4 protein-coding genes are annotated in these 5,043 nt (G+C 69.8%); 3 read left to right on the top strand and 1 reads right to left on the bottom strand.

Translation table 11 applies throughout. The features are described from left to right. The first annotated feature begins 133 nt into the window (after positions 1-133). From VOI19_RS14135 to VOI19_RS14125, 3 genes are read left to right on the top strand one after another with little or no spacing between them, the layout of a single operon-like run. Entirely contained in the window at positions 134-2,161 is a 2,028-nt protein-coding gene (locus VOI19_RS14135) for a protein meaA (RefSeq protein ID WP_323793604.1), read from the top strand. 53 nt (positions 2,162-2,214) lie between these two features. Then, positions 2,215-3,771: an alanine/glycine:cation symporter family protein gene (locus tag VOI19_RS14130; RefSeq protein WP_323793603.1), complete on the top strand. Its 1,557-nt coding sequence runs from the start codon at positions 2,215-2,217 to the stop codon at positions 3,769-3,771. A 48-nt stretch (positions 3,772-3,819) separates the two neighbouring features. Then, positions 3,820-4,737, top strand: a complete 918-nt coding sequence (locus VOI19_RS14125) for an FAD-dependent oxidoreductase (RefSeq protein ID WP_323793602.1) — start codon at positions 3,820-3,822, stop codon at positions 4,735-4,737. Position 4,738: 1 nt separating this feature from the next. Here VOI19_RS14125 and VOI19_RS14120 read toward each other — a convergent pair. Beyond that, a partial coding sequence (locus tag VOI19_RS14120; protein WP_323793601.1) for a hypothetical protein occupies positions 4,739-5,043 on the bottom strand: 305 nt, incomplete at its 5' end.

Genomic DNA, 5,043 nt, shown 5'->3' with positions numbered 1-5,043 from the left:
CTACCTGGCCTGGAACGACCCGCGGATCTTCGCTCCTCGCACGATCGAGCCCGGCCGTGGAGAAAATGCGTTGTCGGATACGCCACACGCGAGACGAGTTACCAAGGGGTAAACAACGTCCTACCCTCGTCCCATGACGGAGAAGGACGTGGCCCAGCCGGAGCGACCCACCAAGGACCGCCCGTGGGTGATGCGCACCTACGCCGGTCACTCGACGGCGGAGGCCTCGAACGCGCTCTACCGCACCAACCTCGCCAAGGGGCAGACCGGTCTGTCGGTGGCCTTCGACCTGCCGACGCAGACCGGCTACGACCCCGACTCCCCGCTCTCGCGGGGCGAGGTCGGCAAGGTCGGGGTGCCGGTGCCGCACCTCGGGGAGATGCGCAAGCTGTTCGCCGACATCCCGCTCACCGAGATGAACACCTCGATGACGATCAACGCCACCGCGATGTGGCTGCTGGCGATGTACCAGGTCGCCGCCGAGGAGCAGAACCCCGACCTCGAGCCGTCGGCGGTCGCCGCCCAGCTCGCCGGGACGACCCAGAACGACATCATCAAGGAGTACCTCTCGCGGGGCACCTACGTGTTCCCGCCCCAGCACTCCCTGCGCCTGATCAGCGACATGATCGCCTACACGGTCCACGAGATCCCGAAGTGGAACCCGATCAACATCTGCAGCTATCACCTGCAGGAGGCCGGCGCGACGCCGACGCAGGAGCTCGCCTACGCGCTCTGCACCGCGATCGCCGTGCTCGACCAGGTGAAGGCCTCGGGCCAGGTCTCCGAGGACGACTTCGAGAAGGTCGTCGGCCGCATCTCGTTCTTCGTCAACGCCGGGGTGCGTTTCGTCGAGGAGATGTGCAAGATGCGCGCCTTCGTCGAGCTGTGGGACCGCATCACCCGTGAGCGCTACGGCGTCCAGGACCCCAAGATGCGGCGCTTCCGCTACGGCGTGCAGGTCAACTCCCTGGGTCTGACCGAGGCCCAGCCGGAGAACAACGTGCAGCGCATCGTGCTCGAGATGCTGGGCGTGACGCTGTCGAAGGACGCCCGCGCCCGCGCCGTCCAGCTGCCGGCCTGGAACGAGGCCCTCGGGCTGCCGCGGCCGTGGGACCAGCAGTGGTCGCTGCGTCTGCAGCAGGTGCTGGCCTTCGAGTCCGACCTGCTGGAGTACGACGACATCTTCACCGGCTCGCACGTGGTCGAGGCCAAGGTCGCCGAGCTCATCGAGAGCGCGACCGCCGAGATCGACCGGGTCCAGGCCCTCGGTGGCGCCATCGCTGCCGTCGAGTCGGGCTACATGAAGTCCGAGCTCGTCTCGGCCCACGCCGCGCGCCGCGGTCGTATCGAGAGCGGCGACGAGACCATCGTCGGTGTCAACCGCTACGAGACCACCGAGCCCTCGCCGCTCACGGCTGACCTCGACGGCGCCATCATGGCCGCCGACCCGAAGGCCGAGCAGTCGGCCCTCGACTCGGTGAGCAGCTGGAAGGCCGAGCGCGACCAGCCCCGCGTCGAGGCAGCGCTCAAGCGCCTCGCCGACGAGGCCAAGACCGACACCAACCTGATGGCGGCCACCCTGGAAGCCGCCCGTGCGGGCGCGACCACGGGGGAGTGGGCCGGGGTGCTGCGTGAGGTGTTCGGCGAGTTCCGCGCACCCACCGGCGTCAGCGGTGCCGTCGGCGTCGCCCAGGCAGGTGCCGAGCTCACCGAGGTGCGTGAGCGTGTCAAGGCCACCGGTGACGAGCTCGGTGGGCGGCTGCGGCTGCTCGTCGGCAAGCCCGGCCTCGACGGACACTCCAACGGAGCCGAGCAGGTCGCCGTCCGCGCGCGGGACGCCGGCTTCGAGGTCATCTACCAGGGCATCCGCCTGACGCCCGAGCAGATCGTGTCGGCGGCAGTCGCCGAGGACGTCCACTGCGTCGGCCTCTCGATCCTGTCCGGCTCGCACATGGAGCTGGTGCCGGCCGTGCTCGACGGACTGCGCGCGGCAGGTCTGGACGACGTCCCGGTGATCGTCGGCGGGATCATTCCCGACTCCGACGGCAAGAGGCTCATGGAGCTGGGAGTCGCGGCGGTCTACACGCCGAAGGACTTCGGGCTCACCGAGATCATGGGCGGCATCGTCGGCGTCATCCGCGCCGCTCACGACCTGGTCTGATCCGGCTCGATCCCGGAGGTTTGTGATCCGTGACACGGGGAAGAGACCTCCCCATGTCCGGATCCTCGCTCCACCCACTGGCCGCCGAGAACTCAGGTTGGATCGGGAAGGTGGAGAAGTCGATCTCCGACGCCTTCGACCCGGTCGCCACCTTCGTCGGCGAGATCGTCTTCTTCGAGATCACGATCGGCTCGGCGACGTTCCCGCTGATCGTCTTCTGGCTGGTGCTGGCGGCGTCGGTCTTCACGATCTACTTCCGCGGGATCCAGTTCACCGGCATCAAGACCTCGCTCGACCTGGTGCGTGGCAAGTTCTCCCGGGCCAGTGACCCCGGTGAGGTCACCCACTTCCAGGCATTGTCGTCAGCGGTGTCCGGAACCGTCGGTCTCGGCAACATCGCCGGTGTCGCCGTGGCGGTGACGGTGGGAGGTCCCGGCGCTACCTTCTGGATGATCCTGGCCGGCTTGCTGGGCATGTGCACCAAGTTCGTGGAGTGCACCCTCGGCGTGAAGTATCGCGAGGTGCACGAGGACGGCACCGTCAGCGGCGGCCCGTTCCGCTACATGCCCGTGGCCTTCGAGCGCGCCGGCTCGTTCGTCAGCGGTGCGGCCGTGACGGTGTTCGCGGTCGCGCTGATCGCGTTCGGAGCGCTCGGCGGCAACGCCTTCCAGGCCAACCAGACCTTCGCCCAGGCCCAGGAGATCACCGGCGGCCCCGACGGGGCTCTCGGCTCCGACGGAGCTGCCCTCGCCTTCGGCCTGGTGCTGGCCGGGCTGGTCGGGATCGTCATCCTCGGCGGGGTCACCTCGATCGCCAAGGTCACCTCGCGGCTGGTGCCCTTCATGGCGGTGGTCTACGTCGCTGCCTGCCTGCTCGTGGTCTTCGGCAACATCACGGCCGTTCCCGGTGCAGTGGCCGCCATCATCTCCGGGGCGTTCAACCCCACCGGCGTGGCCGGCGGCGCGGTCGGTGTGCTCATCGTCGGCTTCACCCGTGCGGCCTTCTCGAACGAGGCGGGCGTCGGCTCGGCTCCGATCGTGCACTCCGCGGTGAAGACCAAGCACCCGGTCAGCGAGGGCTTCGTGGCGCTGCTGGAGCCGTTCATCGACACCGTGGTGATCTGCACGATGACCGCGCTGACGATCGTGATCGCCGACGTCGACCTCTACGGTGACCTGCGCGACGAGGCCGCGGCCGGGGAGAAGATCAGCAACGATGCCGGCGTCGTCCTCACCTCCCGCTCGTTCGACACCTTCCTGCCGGGCTTCGACAACGTCCTGGCAGTCGCGGTGGCGCTCTTCGCCTTCTCCACGCTCATCACCTGGGCCTACTACACGCAGAAGGCCTTCACGACCCTGGTCGGCCGCAGCCGCGCCAAGGAGAACGCCTTCAAGGCGATCTTCTGCGTCTTCACGGTCATCGGCACGGTCGTCAATCTCGGCTCGGTGCTCGACTTCGCCGACGCGATGCTCTTCGTGTGCGCCGTGGTCAACCTGATCGCCTGCTACCTGCTGCTGCCCAAGGTCAAGGAAGAGCTGCGCGCCTTCCGCCAAGGGCGGCGCGACGGCACGATCACCGTGGTGCCGGTGGAGGAGCGGGCCACGACCTGAGTCGCAGTTCGCTGGCGCGCCGACACCTGACTAGGGCAGGCTCGACCTGTGAGTCGCGTTCTCGTGGTCGGTGCCGGAGTCGTCGGACTGAGCTGTGCGGTGCGGCTGCTGGAGGCGGGCCATCGCGTCGACGTCGTCGCGCGCGACCTGCCCGGGGAGACGACGTCCGCCGTGGCTGCTGCGATCTGGTACCCCTACCGCGCCTGGCCGCAGGACCAGGTGCTCGCCTGGGGCTCGCGCACGTTCGAGGTCTTCACCGCGCTCGCGACGGGCGACTCCGCCGAGTCCGAGCGTGCCGGGGTCCGTCTGGTGCCGGGCACCGAGGTGCTCGCCGACCCTGCGGCTGACCCGTGGTGGGCGGGCGCCGTCCCCGGCCTCACCCGGACCCAGCCGCCGGCGGGCTACCGCGACGCCTGGTCGTTCGCGACCCCGGTGATCGAGATGCCGCTGTACCTGCGCTGGCTCACCACCCGTGTCGAGGAACTGGGTGGCACCCTCACCCGCCTCAACCTCTCGGGGTTGCCCACTGGCGCCGATGTCGTGGTCAACGCCAGTGGCATCGGCGCCCGGCTGCTCGGCGCAGACCTCTCGGTGAGTCCCGTGGCCGGTCAGGTGCTGTACGTCGAGCAGGTCGGTCTCGAGCGCTGGTGGCTCGACGGCGCCGGCCCGACCTACGTCGTGCCGCGCTCGCGCGACATCGTCGTCGGGGGCACGGCGATCGAGGGGGAGTGGAGCCGGACGCCGTCGCCCGAGACGGCCCAGGAGATCTTGGCGCGAGCGACCCGGCTCGTGCCTGCCCTGGCCGGTGCGCGCATCGTGCGCCACAAGGTGGGGCTGCGCCCGGCCCGCCCGTCGGTGCGTCTCGAGCGGGAGGGGCGCGTGATCCACTGCTACGGGCACGGAGGCTCCGGCGTCACCCTGTCGTGGGGCTGCGCCGACGAGGTCGTGGCGCTGGCTGCGAGCTGAGTCAGCCGGCGCGGCGTCGACTGATGACGCGGGCCGCGAGCACACCGAGGACGAGGCCCACGGCGGCGCCCGAGATCGGGCCCCACTCCCCGCCGGTGCCTACCCCGACCAGGGTGCCCGCGACGACGACGGCCAGCACGACGCTGGCCAGGAGCAGCTGCTGGAAGACCTCTCGGAGGAACAGCTGGCTGAAGGACGGCGAACCGGTGGGCGCGTCGGCAGCGGCTGCCGCGTGGACGACGGGGGTCGCGGCGGCTGCCTCCAGCGGCACGACGGTCACGACTGCGTCGACCTGGATCGGCCCGT

It is taken from the genome of Nocardioides sp., assembly GCF_034670285.1.
Classification (GTDB): Bacteria; Actinomycetota; Actinomycetes; order Propionibacteriales; family Nocardioidaceae; genus Nocardioides.
This window is presented reverse-complemented; position numbering and strand designations above follow the sequence as displayed.

What these genes read in the sequence shown, in the direction of transcription:
- VOI19_RS14135 (WP_323793604.1), top strand. Translation starts at nt 134, where the DNA reads ATGACGGAGAAGGACGTGGCCCAGCCGGAGCGACCCACCAAGGACCGC.
- VOI19_RS14130 (WP_323793603.1), top strand. Translation starts at nt 2,215, where the DNA reads ATGTCCGGATCCTCGCTCCACCCACTGGCCGCCGAGAACTCAGGTTGG.